Below are 23552 nucleotides of genomic sequence, written 5' to 3'. Positions count from 1 at the left end.
CCTTCTAGAGATGTGGGGGAGCTGTGGTGTCCGTGCGTCGCGGGTCGCACGGGCCGTGCCAGGATGCCGCCATGTACCTGTCATGCCTAGATGCTGCGTCGACTCGACGCCAAGAGTTGGCGTGCCTGTCGGGTGATGGATATGAGGTCTGCCCGGAGTGGAGGGGCGGGTGGCTTGAATCGTGGAGTGGAGGCCGGATCTGGCGCTCGCGAGCCTGGGCTGCCGCCGGGGCGGCTCCGATTCCGAGCAACGACCTGCATTGCGTGGCTCCCCGGCGCAACTACCGAAGTCTCATGCCCCCGCGCGCACGATGAGCGAAAGCCCATGAGGAGGCGGTCTGTGCAGGTCAGGGGGTGCCGGCCGCCCAGGCATACACGGAGTGTGCCCTTCATATCCTCCGGGCTGGATCAGGGCGGGGTTCTCAGCCAGTTGCAGGAACACTGGCCGGAGGCATCGGCCGGGGTGACCACGACCCTGGACTTCTGGCGTCACCAAGGCGGCTATCTCAACTACGGGCGCCACGAGGAGACGAGCTGCTTCCCCGTGCTCGACGCCGGTACGAGCACTCATCCCCATCTGATCTGGCCGCTCGGCCTCTACCCGGTCAGCGGAACGGTCGAGGTCGTCGCCGACCGCCGCGTCCTCTTCCTGGGCAGCGCGAACCTCACGGAATCCGCCGCCCGGCGCGCTATCGAGGCAGGTGTCCTGGTGCGAGGTGGGGACGCGCCGCGGCGTGCCGCCGAACATGTCGAGGAGCTTCAGCGCCGGGGGGTTCTCCAGCCGCTCCGCGCATGACGGGATGACGGCCCGTCGCCTCAGGCGAGGTTCGAGCCGCCTTGGCCCTTCGCCGCTTCCGTGGCCGCGTCCGGCTTCCGCCGCATCGCGGACAGCAGGGTTACGGCGGTACCGGCGACCGCCCAGGCGGAGAGCACCAGCAGCGGTCCGGTGACCGCGTTGCCCTTGAAGTACGCGATCGAGCGGGCCACCCAGGTGCCCGCGCCCGGTGGCAGGGCGGGGCCGATCGCCCGCCAGAAGTCCGGCAGCATCGGGAGCGGGAAGGCGCCGCCGGCGCTCGGGTTGCCCGCGATCACGACGATCAGCACGGCCAGGCCGATACCGACGATGCCGGTGAGCGCCTCCAGGGCGAGCGTGATCATGCCGACCGCGAAGACGACCAGGGCGCCCAGTCCGGACAGCCCCCACACGCTGCCCGGCAGCGCGCCGAGGACCGGTCCGACGATGACCGCGCCGCCGATCCCGCCCGCGATCGAGTACAGAGCCATGACACCGGTGCGGATCAGCGCGCGCTGCCGGTTGGCGGGCCTGGAACCCGCGCTGATGGCCAGGATCGAGGCGCAGAGGTAGCCGCCGACGCACCAGCCCACGACCAGGTAGAACGACGAGAGGCCGTCGAAGTCCTGCGCCGACGCCGGGGCCACGTCCACGGTCCGCACCGTGCGCTGCTGGGACGCCTCCGTCTTCGTGATGATCCGGGTCAGGGAGTTGGCCAGCGCGGTGCCGCCGCCTGAGGCGACGAGCAGGGTGTCGGTGGTTCCCTCGGGGCTGACGATCAGGGCGCCGTCGAGGTCGCGGTCCATGATCTGCTCGCGGGCCTCGGCCGCACCGTCGACCGCTCGCGTGTCCAGCGGACCGCCGGGAAGCTCTCCCAGCTGGGTGACGAGCTGGGCGGACACCTGCCGGGGGGCCACGACCCCGAAGGGGACGTCGGTCGGGTCGGGCCTGTGCAGCGCCCCGACGTAGGACGCGATGAACAGCAGCTGCAGCCCGAGCACACCGATGACGAGCAGGGCGGCCCGTGGGGTGACGGCGTTCTTCACTTCGCGGGCGAAAGTCATGCCCCCACGGTCCGGGCGGGAGGCCCCTCACGCAGGTGGGGCGGGGCCGAATGGCGGATGCGGGGTAGGGGGTGGCCCGGCCTCGACTGAACACCGGGCGGAATCCGGGGTGTCAGTGTCCTGTGGCAGGGTGAATCACGGACGGGAGGACCGTCCGTGACGGATCCCGAAAAGCCCAGGGGGCAGCACGTGAACAGCCCAGTCGCCGCCCCGGCCGGTCGCCGCGCGCAGCGGAGTGGTTCGGACCTCGCCGTGGTCACACGATGGTGGCAGGGGCTCGGCCGGGACGGGTTCCTGGTGCTTCCGCCGCCGAACCGCAGCCGCTACACCCAGTCCGACGGCCACGAGGACGCCGCCGAGCTCATCGCGGCACGGGGGCTCACCGGTGCCGTCTCCTTCGCGTACTGGCACCGGCAGTCCCATCAGCGGTCCTTCGACCGCTCGGGTGCCCTGACGGGCGAGCTGCTGCTGCACTGGGGCGGCGACCATGCCGCCGTCGCCGCCGGGCTCGGCGAGGGGCCTGCCGGATTCCGGATCGTCGACGGCGGACCGCAGGGCGCCTTCCGGCTGGACCGGATCACCCATCGGGACGACGCCGGTCTGCCCGACCCCGCGGACCCCGACGGCGTACGCCAGTTCCTCGACGCGCTCGACGAACCGGTGGACCGCACGGGGCCGTTCCTCCGGTACAGGCCACTGTCCCCCGTAGAAGCCGCGTGGCTCCACGAGCGGCTGCAGGGCCCTCTGGGCCTCCTTGACGCGACCCGTTTCGCGGTCTCGTTGGAGCGGCGGGACGGGCTCACGTCCGACGAGACGGGGCGGCTGCTGCGTGCCTGGCGGGAGGAGTACGAAGGGCGGCTCGCGGAGTGGGGCGCCTGGCGGGAGCTGCTCCACGCGCTGCTGCGCCATGGCCTGGACGAGGCGTGGGAGATCGTCGCCGTCCTCGGCCCCCCGGCAGCAGCCGTCCTTTCCCGGGTGCCGTCCGAGCGGAGCCTGGCCGTCGTGCGGGGGATCGCGCTCACCGGCGACCGCGACACGGTCCACGCCTGGCTGACGCTCCACCGGTCGCTCCGCGAACCCGACGCGGTGCGGGCCGCGGCCGCCCTCGCGGCGGAAGTGGCCGCGCACGACCTGCCGGAGTCCTCACTGCGCGGGCTGTACCAGGCGCTGATCGGAGCCGTCACAGGCGACTGGCGCCGCCGGACGGGGGCGGATCACCGTACCGGTCAGTCCTACGCCGCCCTCGCGGCGGTCCGTCTCAGCACCGACGAACAGCTGCCCCGTGCCCTGCGCGTCCTCGCCGCGGACGGGGCCGACGATCAGCTGGACCTCGTGCGGCAGGAGGCGCTCCGTCCCGGTCGCACCGTGCTCCCCGGCACCGGACCCGACGACATGCTGGCCGCCGTGGACCGTTACGAGGCGGCCCGGGGTGAACTCCTGTCCGGCACCGGACCCGATCTCACCGCCTACGAGGGCAGGCTGTGCGATGTGTGGCACCGGTACCGGACCCTCACCGACGCCGACGCGCACTGGCTGAGAGCCCGGGTGGCCGACCCGGAGACCGATCTGCAGGGGCTCGGTTTCTGCCTCGAACTCCTCCTGGCCCACGGCCTGGCCACGGAGTCCGATGTCGACGCGCTGCTGCCACGCAGGCTGAAGGACCTCACCAAGAAGTACCGGACGACGTACGTCGAATGGCGTCACCCGCTCGTCACCGTGACCTGCCTCGCCCTCGCCCTGGACCATCCGGCCGCGGGAAAGCTGACCTCCTGGTGGAACGGGGCCCGGCCGGTCTGGAAGAACGAGCTGCGGCTCCTCACCCACCTCGGCGCCCCCGACGAGGCCAAGGCCGCCGAGCTGTGGGACTTCGTCACCTCCCCGGCCCACGACGTGGGCCAGCTGATGACCTGGGTGCTGCTCCGGGCCCGCCTCGACGGGGAGCACCCGCTGCTCGTCGCCGACCGGCTGCTCGGAACCCCCGGCATCAGCGCCCATGTCCTGCACCGCGTGCTGATCGGCGTGGCCGACCCCGGGCAGCCGCTGTGGCACTACTCCGCCGACCTCCGCAGCCGGAGCTGGTGGCAGCGCGCCCTGGAGGTCGCCGAGCACCCCGGCCTCTCCTCCGAAGCCCGCGCGATCGGTCTGCGGACCGCCCGCGAGCACTACCTCATATGTCACCCGGACCAGCTGAAGCCCGTGCCGACCGAGGCCGAACGCGCGGCGGCCCTCGCCTGGATCGACCGGCACGCCGACAGCTGATGCGTGCCCTCCGGACGGGCAAACGGATGATCCGGACGGAGTCGCGCGAAGCCGTACAGAGCCGGACGGGGCGGCCGGTGACCCGCCGGCGCGCGTACGGCTTGTGCGTCGGTGACGGTACGGGACGCCGTGGTCACGGAGACCTTCCCCGCGCGTGGCCGGGCGGGGAAGGCGCGCGGTAAGCCCTGTCGGCCCCGCCGGCAGCCCAGCCCAGCCCCGCCATGCCCTGTTGAGCCAGTCTTGCCCTTGATCCGTCACGGTGTGTGCCGTCCCTGCTGCGAACCGTTACCGTTCCGGCTTCTCCGGTCGCTCGGGCCGCCGCGACTCGCTGAACGACGATGGCCGGGCGAGCGCCGTGCCGGCGAATCCCCCAACTGCTCTGCCCGCATGACGAGGTGACGGGGTGGCGCCTGTTCCGGCCACCGCTCATTCCATCAAGTTATCGATCCTGTGTTCGAATGCGGATCGCTGACCAGGGTGGATGGGGTTACAGTAATCGAACGGACGTACGATAGACATATTGGGTGTATGGCCGAAAAGGGATGGTGGGATGGAGGTGTGGCATGGCGGGCTTCGCGCATCTGCATGTCGCGTCCGGCTACTCCGTCCGTTACGGCGCCGCCCATCCCGAGCAGCTCGTGCGGCGGGCGGCCGAGCGCGGCATGGAGTCGCTCGCGCTCACCGACCGGGACACGGTCACCGGCACCGTGCGGTTCGCGCAGGCGTGTGCGGAATCCGGGGTACGGCCGGTCTTCGGCGTGGACCTGGCGGTGGAAGCCCTCGCGCCCCCGCCGCCCGGCCGGCGGCCCCGCACCCCGGCGCGCGGTGGCGCACACGTGGTCGAGCCGCCGCTGCGGTTCGTGCTGCTGGCGCAGAACCGGGCGGGATGGGCGCGACTGTGCCGCATCACGTCGGCCGCCCATGCCGGCGCCCTGTCCGGTACGTCGCCGGTGGTGCCGTGGGAGGTGTTGCGCGAGTACGGCGGCCCCGGCCTGACCGTGCTGCTCGGACCGCTCTCGGAGCCGGTGCGGGCCCTGGCGGCCGGTCGCGAGGACGTCGCGATGAAGCTGCTGGCGCCGTGGCTGGAGATCTTCGGGGCCGGAGTCCGGCTGGAAGCTGTCGCGCAGAAACGTTTCAGCACGGGGCCCGGGTCGCTACGTCTGGCCGCCCGGACGCTGGCGCTGGCCGACCGCACCCGTACCACCGCGGTGCTCTCCAACGCCGTCCGCTACGCCGACCCCGATCAGCACCGGATCGCTGATGTCCTGGATGCCGCGAGGCTGCTGCGGCCGATCGACCGGCGCCGCCTGGACACCGGAGAGCGCTGGCTCAAGGACCGGCGGGCGATGGAAGCCGTCGCACGGATGATCTCCGACTGCGCCGGAACGGATGTCCGGCGGGCACGCCGCCTGATGGCGGACACCGCCGCCACGGCGGCCGCGTGCGCCGTCGATCCGCGGGCGGACCTCGGGCTGGGCACACCGCACTTCCCGGAACCCGCGCTCTTCGGCGCCGGCCCCGGGACCGGAGGGGCCGCGCACCTGCTGCGTGAGCAGTGCGAGGCCGGTATGGCCCGCAGGGGCCTCGAACGCGACCGCGTGGCGCTCGACCGGCTGGACGAGGAACTCGCCGTGATCTCCGAGCTGGGCTACGACCCGTACTTCCTCGCCGTCGGACAGGTCGTGGCCGACATCCGGGCCAAGGGCATCCGTGTCGCGGCCCGGGGCTCGGGTGCCGGGTCGCTGGTCTGCCACGCCCTCGGCATCGCCACCGCCAACCCGCTCGACCACCACCTGCTGTTCGAACGCTTCCTCAGCGTGCGCCGCAGGTCGCTGCCCGACATCGACATCGATGTGGAGTCCGCCAGGCGGCTGGAGTGCTACGACACGATCTTCGAACGCTTCGGCAAGGAACGGGTGGCTGTCACCGCGATGCCCGAGACCTACCGGGCCCGCCGTGCCCTGCGCGACACCGGCCTCGCCCTCGGGATCGCGCCCGCCGACATCGACCGGATCGCCAAGAGCTTCCCGCACCTGCGTGCCTCGGACATCACCGGTGCGCTCGGCGAGCTGCCGGAACTGCGGGGGCTGGCGGCCGAGGCACACCGGTACGGCCCGTTGTGGGAGCTCGCCGAAGGTCTCGACTCACTGGTCCACGGCATGGCCATGCACCCCTGCGGAGTGGTCATCAGTGACGCGACCCTCCTGGACCGGTTGCCGGTGCAGCCCACTCCGCAGGGCGACTACCCCATGGCGATGGCGGCGAAGGAGGAGATCGAGGCGCTGGGCAACATCAAGCTGGACGTCCTGGGTGTCCGGATGCTGTCCTCGATGGCTCACGCGGTCACCGAGATCGAACGGACGACCGGCAACCGTATCGAACTGGACGACCCCCAGCAGGTGCCGCTCGACGACGTCTTCGCGTTCAAGCTCATCCAGGAGAGCCAGACCCTGGGGCTGTTCCAGCTCGAGTCGCCCGGCCAGCAGGACCTGCTGTCCCGGCTGCAGCCGCGCGACCCGCAGGACGTCATCGCCGACATCAGCCTCTTCCGTCCCGGTCCGGTCGCCGGCGGCATGCCCGAGCGGTACATCGCCGCCCGCCACGGCGGCACACCGTCCTACGCCCACCCGGACCTGGAGCCGGTGCTCGCCGACACCTACGGCGTGACCATCTGGCACGAGCAGATCATCGAGACGCTGTCCGTGATGACCGGCTGCGACCGCGCACTCGCCGAGATCGCCCGCCGGGCGCTCGGCGACAGGAACCGGCTGCCGAGGATCAGGAACTGGTTCCACGAACAGGCGCGCGCCAACGGCTACAGCACACAGGTCCGGGACGAGGTGTGGAAGACCGTCGAGGCCTTCGGCGCGTACGGATTCTGCCGGGCGCACGCGGTCGCCTTCGCCGTACCCGCCCTGCAGAGCGCCTGGCTCAAGGCGCATCACCCGGCGTTCCTGCTGGCGGGCCTGCTCGAACACGATCCCGGTATGTGGCCCAAGCGCGTCCTGGTCGCCGACGCCCGCCGCCGCGGCGTCTCCGTCCTGTCCGTCGACATCAACCGCTCGAAGGTGAAGCACACCGTGGAGAAGGCCGACGGCGAGCAGTGGGGCGTGCGGCTCGCCCTGTCCGCGGTACGCGGGATCAGCGAGGACGAGTGCGCCCGGATCGAGGCGGGACAGCCCTACGGATCGCTGTCGGACTTCTGGCAGCGGGCGCGCCCCAGCAGGCCGGTCGCCGAACGTCTGGCGGAGATCGGTGCCCTGACCTCCCTCCACGACGGGCGGCTCACGCGACGCGACCTGCTCCTGCAGATCGCCGAACTCCACCGGGCCTCCCGCACCCGGTCCGCGGGCGCGGGTCAGCTGCCCCTCGACGCGGACGCCGTCGGCGGGGCGGAGCCGAGCGGTCTGCCGGAGATGACCGGACGCGAGGCCCTGAGCGCCGAGCTCGGCACCCTCGGCATCGACGTGACCAAGCACCTGATGGAGCACCACCACCGGCTTCTGCGGGAGATCGGCGCGACGGACGCGGCCCACCTGGCCGGTGCGCGCGCCGGCCGGCAGGTCCTGGTCGCCGGAGTGCGGGCCTCCACCCAGACCCCGCCGATCGCCAGCGGCAAGCGCATCATCTTCGTCACCCTGGAGGACGGCTCGGGCCTGGTCGATCTGGCGTTCTTCGAGGACTCCCACCCCGCCTGCGCGCACACCGTCTTCCACAGCGGACTCCTGCTGGTCCGCGGCACGGTCCAGGTGCGCGGCTCCCGACGCACCGTCGTCGGCACCATGGCCTGGGACCTGGACGAGATCGCCGCCGCCCGCCGGGACGACGGCCCCGAGGCCGCACTCGCGCTACTCGGTGCCGGCCGTCCGCACCCGACCCCCGCACAGCGGGGGCGGACCCTGGTCAACGGCACCACCGGCGCTCGACTGCACCCGTACGCGGACCTGCAGCCCGCCGGCACCCGTTCGGCCGACCTGAAGAAGTTCGGCCACACCAGCCCCGGGAGCGCGGGATGACCACGCGCCGGCGGCACACCGCCATCGCCCACCTCCATCTGCACTCCCTGCCGAGCGAGGTCCGGTACGACGATGTAATCGAACTGATGTCTGGTGTCACGCCGCACGTCCAGGCCGTCCCGCCCGACGCGGTCCAGCTGGACCTGACCTCGGCGCTCCGGTACTTCGACCTGTCCCCCTACGACGTCGTCCAGTTGACGAAGCTCAGACTGAAGGCCCTCTACGACATCGACAGCAGCGCGGGGCTCGCCGGCAACCGCATGCTGGCCGCCATGGCGGCCGACGCCTCCGCGCCGGGTGACACCACCTGGATCCGCGACGGGCAGGCCGCCACGTGGCTGTATCCGCGCCCGGTCACCGCGCTGCCGGGGGTCGGCCGCGCGACAGCGGAAGCGCTCCACAGGTACGGGCTGCACACCATCGGACAGGTCGCCGACGTACCCGCGGCGACCCTGCAGCGACTTCTCGGAGCCGGCTCGGCCCGGCTGCTGACCGAGCGCGCCCGCGGCCATGACCCCCGCCCGGTCACCCCGTCGGAGCCCGTCGCGCACATGACCGCAGACCTCGTCCTGGAGCGGGACTGCCTCGATCCGGAACGGCAGCACCGGGCGGTCCTGGGGCTCGCCGACCAGATCGGCCGGCGCCTGCGCGGTGAGAGCCGGACCGCCGGCAGGCTCACCCTCACCGTGCGGTACGCCGACCGCAGCTCCACTACGCGTACCCGCGTGCTGCCGGAACCCACCGACCACTCACCCGTCCTCGTCACGGCGGCCCTGGGGCTGCTGGCCTCGCTGGGGCTGCAGCGTGCGCGGGTCCGGGCCTTCACCGTCCGTGCCGACCACCTGCTGCCGGCCGGGAGTGCCTACCGCCAGCTCTCCCTGGAACCCGGCGACGCCCGTGCCCGTGCGGTCGAAGCGGCCTCGGACCGCGCCCGCCGTCGCTTCGGACCGGAGGCCGTACGCCCGGCGGCCCTGGCGGACTGACGGACTGGACCGGCGGCCCGTGTGCCGCCGTCCCAGTTTTTACCGACGCGTAACTTCCCGCGCCACCTTACTCGCGCGTAATTTGACATGAGCACATAGAAACTCAACCTGTGGTCCGGACCACAGGGCGCACCGACATCGCAACTCCCTTGAGCCGCAAGGAGATCACCCGATGCTGCCCTGGACCCGTGCCTCGCGCACCCCACGCGCACGCCGAACACTCGCCGCACTGCTCCTCGCCGTCGCCGCACTCGTCGCCCCCACGGCGACGGCGACCGCGGCCACCCCCACCGTGGAAGCCACCGCGTCGTCCCGAGGCTGGAACGACTACTCCTGCAAGCCCTCCGCGGCCCACCCGCGCCCGGTCGTCCTGGTCCACGGAACCTTCGGGAACTCGATCGACAACTGGCTGGTCCTCGCGCCCTACCTCGTCAACCGGGGTTACTGCGTCTTCTCCCTCGACTACGGCCAGCTCCCGGGCGTGCCCTTCTTCAACGGACTGGGCCCGATCGACAGGTCGGCCGAACAGCTCGACGTGTTCGTCGACAAGGTGCTCGGCGCCACCGGAACCGCGAAGGCCGACATCGTCGGCCACTCCCAGGGCGGCATGATGCCCCACTACTACCTGAAGTTCCTCGGCGGCGCCGACAAGGTGAACGCCCTGATCGGGATCGCCCCCGACAACCACGGCACGACACTCCTGGGCCTCACGAAGCTGCTGCCGTACTTCCCCGGCATCGAGGACCTGCTCACGACGAACACCCCCGGCCTCGCCGACCAGATCGCAGGCTCCCCCTTCATCACGAAGCTCAACGCGGGCGGGGACACCGTTCCCGGGGTCCGCTACACCGTCATCGCGACCAAGTACGACCAGGTCGTGACCCCGTACCGCACGCAGTACCTGGACGGGCCGAACGTACGCAACGTCCTGCTCCAGAACCTGTGCCCGCTCGCCCTGTCCGAGCACGTCGCCATCGGGACCATCGACCGGATCGCCTTCCACGAGGTCGAGAACGCCCTCGACCCGGCGCACGCCACCCCGACCACCTGCGCCTCGGTGATCGGCTGAGACATGCCGGTACCCCTGCGCGGTGGGGCGCACGGGGGTACCGGTGATCGTGTACGGACGGCCGGCCGAGGTCAGCCGCGGTGGGAGCCGGTGACCGCCCGGCGACGGACCGAGGCGAACAGCGCACTCGCCCCGACGGCCAGCGCGGCGGCCCCGCCGACCGCGAGGTACGTGGTGCTGCCGCTGCCACCGGTCTCGGCGAGGCTCTCGTCCGCCGCCGCGGCCGGGGTCACGGCGGCACTGTTCGGCTCGGGGGCGTTCGCCGCGTTTTCACCAGCCGCGTCCTCACCAGCCGCGTCCTCACCGGCCGCAGCCCCGTCGGCCGGAGCCGCCTCGGTGACCTCCGCGCCGGTGGAGGCGTCGTCGTCACCGTGGCCGCCGTGCTCGACCGACGACTTGTCGGAGCCCTCGTCGATGTCCTGCTCGGACGGGGCGGACGCGGACGGGGCCGGGACGGCGGCGACGGAACCGCTGCCGCTTCCCCCACCGCCGAAGACCACGTCGGAGCAGGCGTAGAAGGCCTCGGGGGAGTCCGACCGCTGCCAGACGGTGTAGATCAACTGCCGCCCCGACGCCTGCGGGACGGTGCCGTCGAAGACGTACGACCCGTCCACCAGCTTCGGGTCGGTGGCCTCGGCGAACGGCTTCTCCTGGAGGTCCGACCACTTCAGGGGCTGCGACGGGTCGTATCCGGCCTTGGTGAGGTACAGCTCGAACGAGCCCTTGTGCGGTGCGGTCGCCCGGAACCGGAAGGTGTGGCCACCCGCCTCCATCGGGCTGGACGGCCAGTCGGCGCGCGGCAGGTCGAGCCCCCTGAACTTGTCGTTGCCCGCACTGCACAGCTTCCCGTCCGGGATCAGCTCACGGTGCTTGCCGGCCGCGTTGGCGATGTTCACACCGTTCCAGTCGTACAACGCCTGGGTGCCGCCCGCCGCCACCGCCGCCTGGCACGCGGCGGACTCCGGGCTCTCCGGACCCTCGGCGAAGCAGGCCGACACCCGGCTCACCGGGTCGGTCAGCGAACCGTGCGCGGCGGCCGGGGCGGCGGACAGCCCGGTCAGGGCGAGCGGCGCGACGCCGAGCGCGACGATGCTGCCGGCGAGCCTGCGGCGAGCGGTCATGATGACGGCCATGGTGGCGGTTCTCCTTCGACGGACACGTCTGCGAGGGGCACGGCACAGGGGCCCGTACGGCGGTGCCGCACCCCGTACGTCTGCGGCACCGGCACAACGGACCCCGTCCCGGTGATCAGCAAACTAGCCGCCGGAAAGGGCCGGTCCAGCCGCGGAAAGGCGCGGGTGGCGATCGTTATGGCGGGCTTAAGGGTCGGTTAGGAGTGGCATCGGGAAACGCCGCCGGTGCGGTGGTCCGCGCGGCCCGCCGGGGGGTGCGGTGCGTGCGAGTGGGCCCGGACCGGGCCGATGACGGAGGATGGCGGCGCGGATACAGCCGACCCGGGGGAGAAGTGACGATGCGCAAGGCCGTCGAAGTGAGTGTGGACGCGATGATCGAGGACCTCAGGACACTCGTGGAGACCGAGTCCCCCTCACGCGATCCCGACGCCCTGGCGGCCTCGGGAGCGGCGGTCGCCGCTGTCATCGAGCGCCGCCTCGGCGGGCGGGCCGTCCTCGTCGCGAGTGAGGCCGGGCCGCACGTCCACTGGTCCGGCGGCGGCGACCCCCGCGTACTGATCCTCGGTCACCACGACACCGTGTTCCCGCTCGGCACCCTTGAGCGCCGCCCGTTCAGGGTCCGGGACGGGCGGGCGACCGGCCCCGGGGTGTTCGACATGCTCGGCGGTCTGGTCCAGGCCGTCCACGGCCTGGCGGCGCTCGACGACCTGTCGGGCGTCGAGATCCTGGTGACCGCCGACGAGGAGGTCGGCTCCCGATCCTCCAGGGCCCTCATCGAGGAACGCGCCCTCGCGTGCGGCGCCGTCCTCGTGTTCGAGGGTGCCGCGGACGGCGGTGCGCTGAAGACCGGCCGCAAGGGCTGCGGCACGTTCCAGGTCTTCGTCACGGGCCGGGCCTCGCACGCGGGGCTCGAACCGGAGGCCGGGGTCAACGCCCTGATCGAGGCGGCGCACCAGGTGCTGGACATCGCGGCACTCGGCCGCCCCGGCATCGGCACGACGGTCACCCCGACCGTCGCGTCGGCGGGGACCCTGGACAACGTCGTTCCCGCGGAGGCGACCGTCGTCGTCGACGTCCGGGTCGAATCGGCCGACGAGAAGGAACGCGTCGAAGCCGCCTTCGCCGCACTGGCTCCACGTCTTGACGGTGCGCGGATCGAGGTCACGGGATCCGTTGGCCGGCCCCCGATGCCCGGGGCGGCGTCCGCCGGGCTCTTCGCGCTGGCCGAGCGGCTGCTCCCCGGGATCGAGGGCCGGGCGGTCGGCGGCGGCAGCGACGGCAACTTCACGGCCGCCCTGGGGGTGCCGACGCTCGACGGCCTCGGAGCGGTCGGGGGCGGCGCCCACGCCGACCACGAGTACCTGGTGATCGACGCCATGGAGGAGCGGGCGAACCTGGCGGCCGGACTGGTGGACGCGATCCGGAACGCCTGAGGGGCCGGCCCCCGCGAAAGCGGGCCCGGCCGCCCGTCGTCCGCCCCGCCCCTGTCAGGACACCTCCCGGTAGCGGCGTTCGGGCCGGCCTCGTACGGAAGCTGGTGGCCCGGATCAGGTCCTGACGGTTTGTCGGTGGCGGCTGAGAGGATCGTTCGCATGACCACGATCGACTGGGACGCCGCCGCCGACTCGTTCGACGAGGAGCCCGACCACGGGCTCCTCGACCCCGTCGTGCGCAGCGCCTGGGCCCGGCGGATGGAGACCTGGCTGCCCGTGGCGTGCTCGGAGGTCCTCGACCTCGGGTGCGGCACGGGCAGCCTCGCGCTGCTGGTCGCCGGTCAGGGCCACCGGGTCACCGCCGTCGACCGGTCGCCGCGCATGGCCGAGCAGGCACGGGCCAAGCTCGTCGGGACCGGTGCCGAGGTGCTGGTCGGCGACGCGGACCACCCACCCGTCGGGACACAGCGGTTCGACGTGATCCTGGCCCGGCACGTGGTGTGGCTGCTCCCCGACCCGGTGGCCGCCCTGCGCCGCTGGTTCGGCCTGCTGAGACCCGGCGGGCGGCTCGTGCTGATCGAAGGGGTGTGGGGCGGCGTCGGACTCTCCGCGGCCCGACTCACCGGACTCCTCACCCCGCACACGGAGCGCATCCACCACGAGCCGCTCTCCGGCGACGCCCGGCTCTGGGGCAAGGCGGTCGACGACGAGCGGTACGCCCTGGTGGCCCGCGCCGAGACCGCCCACCGGCACACGGAGGTGGTCGACGTCCACCTGCTGCTGCGCCGGGGCGCCGACGTTCTGCTCGCCCGGCGGGCGGGCACGGGATACGCGGACGGGCTGCTCCACGCACCCTCCGGCCACGTGGAGGACGGCGAGGACGTCCGGGAGGCGATGATCCGGGAGGCCGCCGAGGAGACCGGCGTCGTGCTGGACCCGGACGAGCTCAGGGTGGCCCTGGTCATGCAGCACCGGGGTCCCGGCGGCAGCCCGCGGACCGGCTGGTTCTTCGAGGCGGAGTACGACCCGGAGCGCCCGCCCCGCAACGCCGAGCCGGACAAGTGCTCCGAGCTCGGCTGGTTCCCGCTGGACTCGCTGCCGGACGACCTCGTGGCGTACTGCCGTGCGGGACTCGACGGCTACCGCGCGGGGGAGCGCTTCCTGCTCCACTGGCACGAGGACGGCGACCCGGTCGCGTACGCACCGGACGGGATCCGGCGTGCCGTCCCGCTGCCGGCGACCGCCCCCACCGGCGGGGTGCACCACATCGAGCTGTGGGTGCCCGATCTCGCGGCGGCCGAGGCGGACTGGGGCTGGCTGCTGGGCGAGCTCGGCCACGTGCCGTACCAGCGCTGGGCAAGGGGCCGAAGCTGGCGGCGCGGCGACAGCTATGTGGTGGCCGAGGAGTCACCCGACCTGACCGGTGACACGCACGACAGGCTGCGCCCCGGCCTCAACCACCTGGCGTTCCACGTCCGGGACCGCGACACGCTCGACGCGCTGGTGCGCCGTGCCCCCGAGCACGGCTGGCGGCTGCTCTTCCCCGACCGCCACCCGCACGCCGGTGGCGGCGGCCACCACGCGGCGTACCTGGCGAACGCGGCGGGATACGAGGTGGAGCTGGTGGCGCCCTAAAGGGCTGTCCCGGGCGTGGCCGACGTATCCCGGCGCAGGAGCTTAGCCAGGCCGCCGGTGCGGGCCAGGTGCTCCAGCTCGTCCAGCGCCCGTACTGCTGCCTCCGCCGCAGCCGGGTCCCGGCCGGCCAGGCCGCTCTCCTGGAACTCGTCCTCGTCCAGCCGCAGCACCGAGGCACCGTCCGCCGACACCCACAGGTCGAGATCCAGGTCCTCGACCAGAAGTTCCGAGTCCCGGAGGACAACGGGCCTGGTGATGTCGCAGTACCAGCCCTTGAGCTCCCCGCCGCCGGTACGGACCTCCTTCACCGCGAACCACCGGTCGCGCCAGTAGTGCTCGGTGAGGACGTCGCCCGGCTCGAACCGTACGAAGCCGAAGTCCCGGGTGTGCGGCGCCGCCCACGGGGCCCGGACCGTGACGCGGGTGCCGTCGTCGTGTACGAGGTCCGCGGGATACCGGATCTTGGTGAGGCCCGCCTTGACCAGGGTGACGGACAGGGTCTTCTCAGGTGAGACGGCGGACATGCCGTACCTCCGTGGCGCAGACCTCGTAACCGAACCAGGTGTTGATCGCCAGCATCGGGCCGTTCGCCGCGTCGTTGCCGGTGTAGGCGTCCGTGAAGCCGGCGGCCCGAGCCCGGTGCAGCGAGTCGTTCTTCGCGAGCTTCGCCAGACCCCTGCCCCGGAAGGCGCGCCGGGTGCCGGTCATGCCCGACCAGTAGCGGGTCAGGCCGTCGGTCTCCGCCACACTGAACGCCGCCACCTCCCCGTCCACCACCGCGACGGAAGTGAGCCCGTGGTCGAATCCCGGCCTGGACCAGGTCGTCCTCAGCCAGTCCTCGTAGTCGGCCAGTTCGGTCGGGGTGTCGCTCGGCTCGTCCGAGGTCGTCTCGGCGTCCGCCTCGAACAGCGGGCGCGGGTCGCCCTCGAAGTCGGCGGCGCTGAGCAACTCCACGCCGGCCGGGACCTCCTGGAGCGGCGGCAGCGCGCTGTTCGCCAGATCGAGATGGAGGAAGTGGGCCGGCCGGCTCGCCACGTATCCCCGCTTCTCGGCGAACGCGCGATGGGACGGCTCGTCGAGCACCCAGGTGTGGACGGCGACCGCGCCGACACCGGCCAGATACTCCTCGGCGGTCCGCACGAGGAGCGAACCCGCACCACGCCCCACCCTGTCCGGACGGGTGTACGGATTACAGAACGCCTGGCCCGGCTCAGGGGTCTCGTAGGCGATACCGACCTGGGCGGTGCCGATCACCTCGCCGTCCTCCTCGGCGACCAGCAGCCGGAAGCGCTTGTCGGGATGCGCGTCGGCCAGGTCGCGCCGGACCTGCTCCGGGGTCGTCACCATGTAGGGCAGCGCGGCGCGGCGCACCCGTACCCATGCCTCCGCGTCGGAGGGCCGGAAGTCACGCACGATCACGGTCATGCGCCGGACGGTACGCGGGAGACCCTCCCGGGCGCCTTCGAATTTCCGGCCGTGGGGGAGAATCAGGCCCGTGACCCTGAAGATCGCCATTGATCCGGACTCCGCCACCGCCCCGTACGAGCAGCTGCGCACCCAGCTCTCCGAACAGGCCCGCTCGGGCGCCCTGCCCGTCGGCCACCGGCTCCCGACCGTACGCGGCCTCGCCGAGGACCTGGGCCTCGCCGCCAACACCGTGGCCAAGGCCTACCGGGCGCTGGAGGCCGACGGGGTCATCGAGACCCGCGGCCGCAACGGCACGTTCGTCGCCGCCGCGGGCGACGCGGCGGCACGCAAGGCGGCGACAGCCGCCCAGGACTACGCCGGGGAGGCCAGACGCCTCGGCCTGTCCAGGGCCGAGGCGCTCTCCCTGGCCGAGGACGCGGTGCGGGCGGCCTACGAGGAGTAGGCCCCCTGGCCGAAGGGGCGGCTCCCCGGCGGCGCCCGACGGGGCCTCAGAGGTACAGCCCCGCGTCCGTCCTCGCGTCCTGCTTCGGTACGGACGCGGGACCGCTGCCCCGCCGCAGCGCGTACAGCTCGGCGAGCGTCGCGCCCTCGCGGCCGAGCCCTTCCTCCGTACCCAGCCAGGACACCGACTCCGAGCGGGTCAGCGAACCCACCTCGATCCGGGCCAGGCAGCGCCCGGGCCGTACGACCGCCGGGTGCAGCCGCTCCAGGTCCTCGTTGGTCGTCACCCCCACCAGCACGTTGCGGCCCTGGCCCAGCAGACCGTCCGTCAGGTTCAGCAGCCGGGACAGCGCCTGCCCGGCCGTGTGCTTGGCCTCGCCGCGGATCAGCTCGTCGCAGTCCTCCAGGAGCAGCAGCCGCCACCGGCCCTTCGCCGACCCGTCGTCCTCGCCGATGGCGATGTCCATCAGATAGCCGACGTCGTTGAAGAGCCGCTCCGGGTCCAGCACGCAGTCGACCTGGCACCAGTCGCGCCACGACCGGGCGAGGGTGCGCAGCGCGGACGTCTTGCCCGTGCCCGGAGGGCCGTGCAGCAGGAGCAGCCGGCCGGAGATGCCGTCCGGGGTGACCTTCATCAGCCGGTCCATGGCATCGGCCACCGGGGCCGTGTAGTTGGCGCGGACCTCGTCCCACGTGCCCGCGGCGATCTGCCGGGTCGTGCGGTGCGGCCCCCGGCGCGGGGAGACGTACCAGAAACCCATCGTCACGTTGTCGGGCTGCGGCTCCGGTTCGTCCCGGGCGCCGTCCGTGGCCTCGGCCAGCACCTTCTCGGCCAGCTCGGAGGTGGTGGCGGTGACCGTGACGTCGGCGCCCCTGTTCCACCGCGAGATCAACAGCGTCCATCCGTCGCCCTCGGCGAGCGTGGCACTGCGGTCGTCGTCACGGGCCGCCCGCAGCACCCTGGCCTCCGGCGGCAGCAGGGTCGCCCCCGAACGCACCCGGTCGAGGGAGGAACTGTGCGAGTACGGCTGCTCGCCCGTCGCGAAGCGGCCGAGGAACAGCGCGTCCACGACGTCGGACGGTGAATCGCTGTCGTCGACGTTGAGCCGGATCGGCAGAGCGGACTCGGGGGTGTCAGACATGGCGCCCATGATCCGTCACGGTGCCACCCCGCGCACCAGGTTTCATCAGCCCGCGCGTGCCGGTGGCGAGCGCGGGACCTGGCCGCACACCGGTACCGGTGCCGTGCCGGACCGTCACCCGCTCCAGGGCGTTCGGTCCCTGGCGGCGTCGCTCCAGGGCGTTGCCCACGGCGAGCGACTGGGCGAAGCCCGCCGTGCGCACCGCGCCGGACCCGGCGGCTGGAATAGCCGTACGGGTAGGCGAAGGACACCGGGAACTCGCCCAGTTCCGCCGCGACGGTCTCCCGGCAGCGCACGGTCTCGGCCCGCGGCGCCCTGTCGTCGAGCTGGTCCAGCTGGGGATGGGTGTGGCTGTGGGCGCCGATCTCCACACCCGTCGCCGCGAGTTCACGCACCTGGCCCCAGTCGAGCATGGTGTCCAGGGCGCCGCCCCCGTCGTACGCCCCGCGCAGCCAGCCGGTGGAGACGAAGACCGTGGCGGCGAAGCCGTGTTCGGCCAGCACCGGCAGGGCGTGCCGGTGCACCCCCTCGTAGCCGGCAGCACACCTGTCTGAACTGACCCTGTCTCATGGCTGATGATCCACATCGGCTACTTTGCCCACCGGTGCGCCGGATGCCGGATTTCGATATGCCGAACCACCAGGGGCGCGTCAAGAAGCCCTCGTAGCGGTCCTCGTGGAACTCATGGAACGTTCTTGGCATGGACACTTCCGGAATTGCCGTCGGGACTGCTACCACGGAGTAGGCAGAGATCCTGCCCAAGGAGGTTCCATGAAAATGTCCAGACTCGTGGCGTTCTCGTCCTCTCTCCTGCTCGGCACCGTTCTCGCCCTGACGGGCGCGGGGGTCGCCAACGCCGAGGAATCCGTACAGGCGGTGGACTACGTGGCGCTCGGCGACTCGTACTCCTCCGGTGTCGGGGCCGGTAGTTACGACAGCGCGAGCGGCGACTGCAAGCGCAGCACCCGGGCCTACCCCCGCCTCTGGGCCGCGGCCAACGCGCCCGCCTCGTTCGCCTTCACCGCGTGCTCGGGAGCCAGGACCGGTGATGTCACGGCCGGTCAGCTCGGCCCGCTCAACTCCTCGACCGACCTCGTCTCGATCTCCATCGGCGGCAACGACGCGGGCTTCGCCGATGTCATGACCACCTGTGTCCTGCAGTCCGAGGCCACCTGTCTGAGCCGGATCGCCACCGCCCGCGGCTACGTCGACTCCACCCTGCCGGGCAAGCTGGACTCCGTGTACTCGGCGATCAGCGCCAAGGCGCCCGCCGCCCGCGTCGTCGTCCTCGGATACCCCCGCTTCTACAAGCTCGGCGGCGGCTGCCTCGCCGGACTGAGCGAGAAGGAACGCTCCGCCATCAACGGCGCGGCCGACTACCTCAACGCGGCCACCGCCAAGCGGGCCGCCGACCACGGCTTCACCTTCGGTGACGTCACCTCGACCTTCACCGGGCACGAGATCTGCTCGGGCAGCGCCTGGCTGCACAGCGTGAACTGGCTCAACATCGGTGAGTCCTACCACCCCACCGCCGCCGGACAGTCGGGCGGCTACCTGCCCGTCCTCAACGCGAAGGCCTGATTCCCCGGAGCGAACCGCGCGGCCGCACCTACCCGTTCCCCGGCGCGTCCGTACCGCACGGCCCGGCGGATCAGGTGTCCGTGAGGGAGGAGGTCCCGTCGGCCGGGGCCTCCTCGCCGTGCGTTCCGGGGCAGCTCACGCCGTGCGGGGCACCCGCGCTGCCGACCGAGCGGGACGCGCCGGACGCGTCACCCGACAGTGCCCAGACGACGGCTCCGACGGCGAGCAGCACCACCGCCACGACGGCCGCGACCAGCAACAGGGCCGCCCGCCCCGGCCGTTCCGGCGCGCCCACGGAATCGTCCGGTGCCCCCGCCGGGCCGCCGGGGAGGCCGGAGGCTTCCGGACCGCGGGAGTCACCGGGGGCGGGCGGAGGCGGCGGGCCCGCGGTCCCTCCACCGGCCGGGCCCGTCCCGCCCGCGGCCAGGATCCGCAGCCGGTACTCGGCCTCCCCGGCGGTGAGCCGTCCGTCCGGGTCCTTGCGCAGCAGCCCCTCGATGACGGGGGCGAGCGCACCGGCCCGCCCGGCCGCCGGCGGTTCCTCCTCGACCACGGCCCGGAGCGTGTCCGCCGGTGTGTCCCGGACGAACGGCGTGCGACCCTCGGTCGCGGCGAACAGAAGCACTCCGAGCGACCACAGATCGGATTCGGGAACCGGCGCGTGCCCCAGCGCCCTTTCAGGGGCGAGGAATTCGGGCGAGTCGACCGGTTCACCCGTCCAGGTGAGCGCGGACGGTTCCTCGGCGGCGGCGATCCCGAAGTCCGTCAGCATCACCCGCCCGTCGTTGGCCAGCAGCACGTTGCCCGGCTTCACGTCACGGTGCAGCACCCCCGCCCCATGACCGGCCCGCAGCGCCGCGAGGACCTCCGCGCCGATCCGGGCCGCGCGCCGCGGGGGCAGTGGTCCGTCGGCGTCCAGCACGTCGGACAGGGCGAGCCCGCGGATCAGCTCCATCACGATCCAGGGCCGGGAATCATGGAGGGCCACGTCGTGGACGGCGACGGCGTTGCGGTGCGAGACGCGGGCCGCCGCCCGTGCCTCCCGCTCCAGCCGGGTGTGGAACCGCCTGACGTCGCCGGCCGGCATCCCGGCAGGCGCCCGGACCTCCCGTACGGCGACCTCGCGCCCGAGCACCTCGTCGCGGGCGCGCCACACGATGCCCGTACCGCCCTCTCCCAGCGGCCCGAGAAGGCGGTAGCGGTCCGCGACCACGCGGTCCTCGCTCGGCACGTCGCTCACGGTGATCCTCCATCAGCAGCGGGGTGCGGTACGGACGAATCCCCTCCAAGTTAGCTCAACCCGGCCCGGAATCGGTCCTGTTCGGTAACGGGCCGTCAACCTCCGTGCACGTGTGGGCAATCCTGTGGGTGGGATACACGGGTGCCGCCGCGGGACGATAGGGTTAACCTGCCCGGGCCGGGTGCCCTCGTACGGGTGGGGAGTGACATGGAACAGATAACGGTGCGCAGCAGGCCGCGTGTGCCTGCCATCACATGTGGGAGCAGTGCGACCAGTTCGCGCCTCGACCGCCATCTCGCGGTGCTGGGCGGTCCTGCCGTTCCGCAGCGTGAGTCCGCGGAAGCGACGCTGCTGATGCTCGAGCTGACCTCGCGCGACGTCGCGCACACCCGTAGGAGCAGGAGCGCGCGTGTCTCGCTCTTCGCGCCGCTGCGGCGACTGCGACGCTCGCTCTTCGGCAGCCGCCGCTGATCCCACGGCCCGTCACGACCGATCCGGCCCACCGCTCAGGGCCGTATCAGAGATCACTCCGCCCGGCGCAGTGCTGCTGTCCGTTCGCCCGTCATCCCCAGGGCCCGCAGTGTTGCGCCGGTGTGTTCACCCCGCGCCGGTACGGCACCCATCGGCGCCCCCGCCCCGCCCGGCAGCGTGATCCGGGGCAGCGGCGCCCGCGGCGGGCCCGCCGACGAGTCACCTCGGTCGCACCCCGCCGCCATGCCGGCCGTACGGCGCACCACCGTCACCGCTTGCCGTCGTGGGCGTACCGCCGCACCGTCAGCGGGACGAACACCGCGAGCAGGACCGCCGCCCATGCCAGCGTCCCGGCCACCGGGTGCGCGGACGGCCAGGCGGCGTCCGCCGTCGGTGCCGCGTTGCCGAAGAGGTCGCGGGTGGCCGCGGCCAGGGCGCTGATCGGATTCCACTCGGCCACCGTCCGCAGCCAGCCCGGCATGCCGTCCGTCGGGATGTACGCGCTGGACAGCAGCGGAAGGACGAACGTCGCGCTGCCGAGCTGGCCCGCCGCCTCCTCGTCGCGGATGAGGAGACCGAGCCAGTAGCCCGCCCAGGACGTGGCGAACCGGAAGAGCAGCAGCAGTCCGAACGCCCCCAGGGCATCGGCCACGCCGCCCTCGATCCGCCAGCCCACCGCGAGTCCGACGAGCGTCAGGGGGACCAGGCCGACCGCGGTGGTCAGCACCTCTGCCGCGGTGGAGCCGAGCGGCACGGCGGCCCGGCTCATCGGCAGCGTACGGAAGCGGTCCATCACCCCGCGGTCGCAGTCCTGCGCCGCCTGGAACATGCCGGTCATCAGGCCGTTGGCGGCAGTCGCCGCGAGGAGCCCGGGCACCAGGAAGGCGCGGTACTCCTGCCCCGGCACCGCCAGCGCGCTGCCGAAGACGTAGCCGAAGAACAGCAGCATGGTGATCGGCATGGTCAGGATCAGGACCCCGGGCGCGGCCCTCAGCTTCTGCAGATGGCGGACGGTCATGGCCAGGCCGTCGGCGATCAGCGTGCCGCCCGTGGCGGGCGCCGGATTCCGCTCGTGGACCAGGATCGTGGTGCTCATGCCGCGGGCTCCTTCACCGTGCTGATGTCTCCCCGGTCGGTCAGCCGGAGGAAGGCCTCGTCGAGGGTGGGCCGACGCAGGCTCGCGTCGATCAGGGGGACGCCCGCCGCGTCCAGTTCGCGGACGATGCGCGGCAGGGTCAGGGTGGGGTCGGCGACGACGACGCCGACGGTGTGGTGCTCGTGGTCGAGCACCGGCTCGGCCCCGGTCAGCTGGTCGAGCACCGCGGCCGCCGGCGCGAGCGCCGACGCGTCGGCGACGACGACCTCCGCGTGACTGCCGATGAGCGCCTTCAGCCCGGCGGGGGTGCCGCGGTGCGCGGCGCGGCCCCGGTCGACGAGCACGATGTCGTCGGCCAGCTGGTCGGCCTCCTCCAGATACTGCGTGGTGAGCAGGACCGTGGTGCCCCGCCCCGCGAGTTCGCGCACGGCGGCCCAGATCTGGTTGCGGCTGTGCGGGTCGAGTCCGGTCGTGGGCTCGTCGAGGAAGAGCACCCGCGGACGGGTGAGCAGGCCCGCGGCGAGGTCCAGGCGGCGGCGCATGCCGCCGGAGTAGGTGCGGGCGGGACGGTCGGCGGCCTCGGTCAGCCCGAAGCGTTCCAGGAGTTCGTCGGCCCGTGCGTGGCCCGCCGCGCCCCGGAAGCGCAGCAGCCGTGCGAAGAGCCGCAGGTTCTGCCGTCCGGAGAGCTCCCCGTCGATCGAGGTGCTCTGCCCGGTGACGCCGATCGCCGCGCGCACCGCCGCAGCCTCCCGCACCACGTCGTGTCCGGCGACCCGGGCGCTCCCGGCGTCGGGGGCCGTCAGCGTGGTGAGCACCCGGACGGCGGTGCTCTTGCCCGCGCCGTTGGGCCCCAGTACCCCGCAGACGGTGCCCTCGGCGACGGCGAGATCGAGTCCGCGCAGGGCGTGGACGTCTCCGTACCGCTTCTCCAGGCCTTCACTAAGTACGGCGTACGTAGTCGTCATGGGTGCACCGTACCGCACTACGTACGGCGTACGTAACTACGATGATGGATGAGGTGATGACGATGGTGGGGCGACCCGCTGTACCCGAAGTGATCTGGGCACGTCCCGAGCGTGCGGGGCGTGGGCCGAAGCCCGCGTTCAGCCGTGCCGACATCGCGGCGGCAGCCGTGCGCATCGCCGACGCGGAGGGCCTCGACGCGGTGTCGATGCGCAAGGTGGCCGCCGAACTGGGCTGCGGCACGATGTCGCTGTACAACTACGTCCCCCGCAAGGAGGATCTGTACGAGCTGATGTTCGACGCGGTCAGTGCCGGGTACGACCTGCCGGAGAAGCCCTCCGGGGACTGGCGGGCCGACATCCTGGCCCTCGCCCACCAGGCGCGCGCGATGATGCACCGGCACACCTGGGTGCCCCGGCTGATGTCGCCGGTCTACGGATTCAGCCCGAACACGCTGGCCTACATCGAGTACGCGCTCAGCTGCCTCGACGGGTTCGACGCCCCGTTCGGCGAGAAGATGGAACTCGTCGCCATGGTCAACGGCGTGATCACCACCTATGTCTCCAACGAGATCGCCACGGCCGAACGCAGCCGCTCGCTCCCCTGGTCCGAGGAGCAGGAACAGGAGATCCGCACCCGCTATCTGATCAGCCAGATCGCGACCGGCAGGTATCCGCGCATGGCGGCCGGATTCGCCGAGGACCCCGGACCGATCGACCTGGAAGGCGTCTTCGACCGGGCCCTGAACAGGGTGCTGGACTCGTTCGACAGGTAGTCGCACGAAGGCCCCCGCCCCCGGGCGGGCC

At 72.5% G+C, this 23552-nt stretch carries 19 protein-coding genes and 2 pseudogenes; 11 read left to right on the top strand and 10 right to left on the bottom strand.

Features of this window, described 5'->3' with window-relative positions; genetic code table 11:
- Positions 1-381: 381 nt before the first annotated feature.
- A complete protein-coding gene (locus tag ACFWVP_RS10590; RefSeq protein ID WP_384495383.1) occupies positions 382-795 on the top strand; it encodes a hypothetical protein in 414 nt (137 codons plus the stop codon).
- A gap of 20 nt (positions 796-815) precedes the next feature.
- Here ACFWVP_RS10590 and ACFWVP_RS10585 read toward each other — a convergent pair whose 3' ends face one another.
- Positions 816-1856 (bottom strand): DUF3533 domain-containing protein, encoded by a 1041-nt coding sequence (locus ACFWVP_RS10585; RefSeq protein WP_384495381.1) that lies wholly within the window; start codon positions 1854-1856, stop codon positions 816-818.
- Positions 1857-2045: 189 nt separating this feature from the next.
- Between ACFWVP_RS10585 and ACFWVP_RS10580 the strand changes: the two genes are divergently transcribed.
- The 4 genes from ACFWVP_RS10580 to ACFWVP_RS10565 all read left to right on the top strand — a co-directional run bounded on the left by ACFWVP_RS10580 (position 2046) and on the right by ACFWVP_RS10565 (position 10183).
- Positions 2046-4115: a hypothetical protein gene (locus ACFWVP_RS10580; RefSeq protein ID WP_384495379.1), complete on the top strand. Its 2070-nt coding sequence runs from the start codon at positions 2046-2048 to the stop codon at positions 4113-4115.
- A 563-nt stretch (positions 4116-4678) separates the two neighbouring features.
- Positions 4679-8131 carry a DNA polymerase III subunit alpha gene (locus tag ACFWVP_RS10575; protein ID WP_384495377.1) on the top strand — a complete coding sequence of 1151 codons (3453 nt, stop codon included), beginning with the start codon at positions 4679-4681 and terminating at the stop codon, positions 8129-8131.
- Entirely contained in the window at positions 8128-9114 is a 987-nt protein-coding gene (locus ACFWVP_RS10570) for an ImpB/MucB/SamB family protein (protein WP_384495375.1), read from the top strand. Before ACFWVP_RS10575 ends, ACFWVP_RS10570 begins: the two co-directional genes overlap by 4 nt.
- A 172-nt stretch (positions 9115-9286) precedes the next feature.
- A complete protein-coding gene (locus ACFWVP_RS10565; RefSeq protein WP_384495374.1) occupies positions 9287-10183 on the top strand; it encodes an esterase/lipase family protein in 897 nt (298 codons plus the stop codon).
- A gap of 71 nt (positions 10184-10254) precedes the next feature.
- Here ACFWVP_RS10565 and ACFWVP_RS10560 read toward each other — a convergent pair whose 3' ends face one another.
- Entirely contained in the window at positions 10255-11316 is a 1062-nt protein-coding gene (locus ACFWVP_RS10560; protein ID WP_384495372.1) for a lytic polysaccharide monooxygenase, read from the bottom strand.
- A 338-nt stretch (positions 11317-11654) separates the two neighbouring features.
- Here ACFWVP_RS10560 and ACFWVP_RS10555 point away from each other — a divergent pair, with 338 nt between their 5' ends.
- The gene (locus ACFWVP_RS10555) at positions 11655-12749 is read left to right on the top strand and encodes a M20 family metallopeptidase (RefSeq protein ID WP_384495509.1); all 1095 of its coding nucleotides are present in this window, start codon (positions 11655-11657) and stop codon (positions 12747-12749) included.
- Between the two features lie 159 nt (positions 12750-12908).
- The gene (locus ACFWVP_RS10550; RefSeq protein WP_384495370.1) at positions 12909-14384 is read left to right on the top strand and encodes a trifunctional class I SAM-dependent methyltransferase/NUDIX hydrolase/VOC family protein; all 1476 of its coding nucleotides are present in this window, start codon (positions 12909-12911) and stop codon (positions 14382-14384) included.
- Here the strand turns inward: ACFWVP_RS10550 and ACFWVP_RS10545 are convergent.
- Both ACFWVP_RS10545 and ACFWVP_RS10540 read right to left on the bottom strand, forming a co-directional pair.
- Positions 14381-14908 (bottom strand): DUF402 domain-containing protein, encoded by a 528-nt coding sequence (locus tag ACFWVP_RS10545; protein WP_384495369.1) that lies wholly within the window; start codon positions 14906-14908, stop codon positions 14381-14383. The genes ACFWVP_RS10550 and ACFWVP_RS10545 overlap by 4 nt on opposite strands.
- On the bottom strand, positions 14889-15809 hold the full coding sequence (locus ACFWVP_RS10540) for a GNAT family N-acetyltransferase (RefSeq protein WP_384495367.1): 921 nt from the start codon (positions 15807-15809) through the stop codon (positions 14889-14891). Before ACFWVP_RS10540 ends, ACFWVP_RS10545 begins: the two co-directional genes overlap by 20 nt.
- A 70-nt stretch (positions 15810-15879) precedes the next feature.
- Here ACFWVP_RS10540 and ACFWVP_RS10535 point away from each other — a divergent pair, with 70 nt between their 5' ends.
- Positions 15880-16254, top strand: coding sequence for a GntR family transcriptional regulator (locus ACFWVP_RS10535; RefSeq protein WP_384495365.1), 375 nt, complete (start codon positions 15880-15882; stop codon positions 16252-16254).
- A 46-nt stretch (positions 16255-16300) separates the two neighbouring features.
- Here the strand turns inward: ACFWVP_RS10535 and ACFWVP_RS10530 are convergent, their stop codons facing one another.
- Positions 16301-17404 (bottom strand): DUF5925 domain-containing protein, encoded by a 1104-nt coding sequence (locus ACFWVP_RS10530; protein WP_384495364.1) that lies wholly within the window; start codon positions 17402-17404, stop codon positions 16301-16303.
- Positions 17405-17489: 85 nt separating this feature from the next.
- A pseudogene (locus ACFWVP_RS10525) lies at positions 17490-17931 on the bottom strand (polysaccharide deacetylase family protein); the annotation flags it as partial.
- Between the two features lie 235 nt (positions 17932-18166).
- Here ACFWVP_RS10525 and ACFWVP_RS10520 point away from each other — a divergent pair.
- Entirely contained in the window at positions 18167-18976 is an 810-nt protein-coding gene (locus ACFWVP_RS10520) for an SGNH/GDSL hydrolase family protein (protein WP_384495363.1), read from the top strand.
- 70 nt (positions 18977-19046) lie between these two features.
- On the opposite strand, the gene ACFWVP_RS10515 is transcribed toward ACFWVP_RS10520, so the two are convergent.
- Positions 19047-20216, bottom strand: coding sequence for a serine/threonine-protein kinase (locus ACFWVP_RS10515; RefSeq protein ID WP_384495361.1), 1170 nt, complete (start codon positions 20214-20216; stop codon positions 19047-19049).
- A 207-nt stretch (positions 20217-20423) separates the two neighbouring features.
- Between ACFWVP_RS10515 and ACFWVP_RS10510 the strand changes: the two genes are divergently transcribed.
- The gene (locus tag ACFWVP_RS10510) at positions 20424-20687 is read left to right on the top strand and encodes a hypothetical protein (RefSeq protein ID WP_384495360.1); all 264 of its coding nucleotides are present in this window, start codon (positions 20424-20426) and stop codon (positions 20685-20687) included.
- Between the two features lie 53 nt (positions 20688-20740).
- Here the strand turns inward: ACFWVP_RS10510 and ACFWVP_RS10505 are convergent.
- The 3 genes and pseudogenes from ACFWVP_RS10505 to ACFWVP_RS10495 form a co-directional block, all read right to left on the bottom strand.
- Positions 20741-20908, bottom strand: a pseudogene (locus ACFWVP_RS10505) (CoA transferase); the annotation flags it as partial.
- Between the two features lie 47 nt (positions 20909-20955).
- Positions 20956-21783: an ABC transporter permease gene (locus tag ACFWVP_RS10500; RefSeq protein ID WP_384495358.1), complete on the bottom strand. Its 828-nt coding sequence runs from the start codon at positions 21781-21783 to the stop codon at positions 20956-20958.
- The gene (locus ACFWVP_RS10495) at positions 21780-22748 is read right to left on the bottom strand and encodes an ATP-binding cassette domain-containing protein (RefSeq protein ID WP_384495357.1); all 969 of its coding nucleotides are present in this window, start codon (positions 22746-22748) and stop codon (positions 21780-21782) included. The genes ACFWVP_RS10500 and ACFWVP_RS10495 overlap by 4 nt, the downstream gene beginning before the upstream one ends.
- A 62-nt stretch (positions 22749-22810) precedes the next feature.
- On the opposite strand from ACFWVP_RS10495, the gene ACFWVP_RS10490 reads away from it, so the two are divergent.
- Positions 22811-23521 (top strand): TetR/AcrR family transcriptional regulator, encoded by a 711-nt coding sequence (locus tag ACFWVP_RS10490; RefSeq protein WP_384495507.1) that lies wholly within the window; start codon positions 22811-22813, stop codon positions 23519-23521.
- The last annotated feature ends 31 nt before the right edge of the window (positions 23522-23552 follow it).

Origin of the sequence: Streptomyces sp. NPDC058637, from assembly GCF_042717325.1 — a bacterium.
Classification (GTDB): domain Bacteria; phylum Actinomycetota; class Actinomycetes; order Streptomycetales; family Streptomycetaceae; genus Streptomyces.
The sequence above is the reverse complement of the archived record's forward strand: the minus strand, read 5'-3'. Positions and strand labels throughout refer to the sequence as shown.

Excerpts from the sequence above, each read along its gene's own strand:
- ACFWVP_RS10575 (WP_384495377.1), top strand. The coding sequence starts at position 4,679 with ATGGCGGGCTTCGCGCATCTGCATGTCGCGTCCGGCTACTCCGTCCGT.
- ACFWVP_RS10495 (WP_384495357.1), bottom strand. The coding sequence starts at position 22,748 with ATGACGACTACGTACGCCGTACTTAGTGAAGGCCTGGAGAAGCGGTAC.
- ACFWVP_RS10585 (WP_384495381.1), bottom strand. The coding sequence starts at position 1,856 with ATGACTTTCGCCCGCGAAGTGAAGAACGCCGTCACCCCACGGGCCGCC.
- ACFWVP_RS10565 (WP_384495374.1), top strand. The coding sequence starts at position 9,287 with ATGCTGCCCTGGACCCGTGCCTCGCGCACCCCACGCGCACGCCGAACA.
- ACFWVP_RS10570 (WP_384495375.1), top strand. The coding sequence starts at position 8,128 with ATGACCACGCGCCGGCGGCACACCGCCATCGCCCACCTCCATCTGCAC.
- ACFWVP_RS10500 (WP_384495358.1), bottom strand. The coding sequence starts at position 21,783 with ATGAGCACCACGATCCTGGTCCACGAGCGGAATCCGGCGCCCGCCACG.
- ACFWVP_RS10520 (WP_384495363.1), top strand. The coding sequence starts at position 18,167 with ATGAAAATGTCCAGACTCGTGGCGTTCTCGTCCTCTCTCCTGCTCGGC.
- ACFWVP_RS10490 (WP_384495507.1), top strand. The coding sequence starts at position 22,811 with ATGGTGGGGCGACCCGCTGTACCCGAAGTGATCTGGGCACGTCCCGAG.
- ACFWVP_RS10560 (WP_384495372.1), bottom strand. The coding sequence starts at position 11,316 with ATGGCCGTCATCATGACCGCTCGCCGCAGGCTCGCCGGCAGCATCGTC.
- ACFWVP_RS10530 (WP_384495364.1), bottom strand. The coding sequence starts at position 17,404 with ATGGGCGCCATGTCTGACACCCCCGAGTCCGCTCTGCCGATCCGGCTC.
- ACFWVP_RS10550 (WP_384495370.1), top strand. The coding sequence starts at position 12,909 with ATGACCACGATCGACTGGGACGCCGCCGCCGACTCGTTCGACGAGGAG.
- ACFWVP_RS10510 (WP_384495360.1), top strand. The coding sequence starts at position 20,424 with ATGGAACAGATAACGGTGCGCAGCAGGCCGCGTGTGCCTGCCATCACA.
- ACFWVP_RS10545 (WP_384495369.1), bottom strand. The coding sequence starts at position 14,908 with ATGTCCGCCGTCTCACCTGAGAAGACCCTGTCCGTCACCCTGGTCAAG.
- ACFWVP_RS10540 (WP_384495367.1), bottom strand. The coding sequence starts at position 15,809 with ATGACCGTGATCGTGCGTGACTTCCGGCCCTCCGACGCGGAGGCATGG.
- ACFWVP_RS10555 (WP_384495509.1), top strand. The coding sequence starts at position 11,655 with ATGCGCAAGGCCGTCGAAGTGAGTGTGGACGCGATGATCGAGGACCTC.